Below are 553 nucleotides of genomic sequence, written 5' to 3' on the forward strand. Positions count from 1 at the left end.
GATCGACGGCATCGCGTTCCAGACCAACATCCTGGCGCTGAACGCCGCCGTGGAAGCCGCGCGTGCCGGCGAACAGGGCCGCAGTTTTGCCGTGGTGGCCTCCGAAGTACGGTTGCTGGCGCAGCGCAGCGCCGAGGCCGCCAAGCAGATCAAGGGCCTGATTGAAGACTCGGTGGCCCGCGTCGGCCAGGGCAATGTGCAGGCCGAACAGGCTGGCACCACCATGGGCGAGATCGTCGGCAGCGTGCAGCAGCTGGCGGAACTGCTCACCGCCATCCGCAGCGCATCGCAGGACCAGCATGCAGGCATCGCCCAGGTGAACCAGACCATCGTGCAGATGGAATCGAGCACCCAGCGCAATGCCAGCCTGGTGGAGGAAGCCGGTGCCTCCACCGCGCACATGCAGACGCAGGTCCAGGCCCTGGCTGAAGCGGTATCGGCGTTCCGCCTGCAGCCGGAGCGACGCCCGCGCGCGGCGGCGTGATCGCCTGATTGCCTTCGCGGGGGGGGGGGGGGGGGGGGGGGGGGGGGGGGGGGGGGGGGGGGGGGGGGG

At 71.1% G+C, this 553-nt stretch carries 1 protein-coding gene; it reads left to right on the top strand.

The genetic code is table 11. The features are described from left to right. The coding region (locus tag IAE41_RS22340) for a methyl-accepting chemotaxis protein (protein ID WP_234458979.1) at positions 1–484 on the top strand (484 nt) is incomplete at its 5' end. Between the last annotated feature and the right edge of the window lie 69 nt (positions 485–553).

Source organism: Stenotrophomonas sp. S39 (assembly GCF_016624665.1).
Taxonomy (GTDB): Bacteria; Pseudomonadota; Gammaproteobacteria; order Xanthomonadales; family Xanthomonadaceae; genus Stenotrophomonas.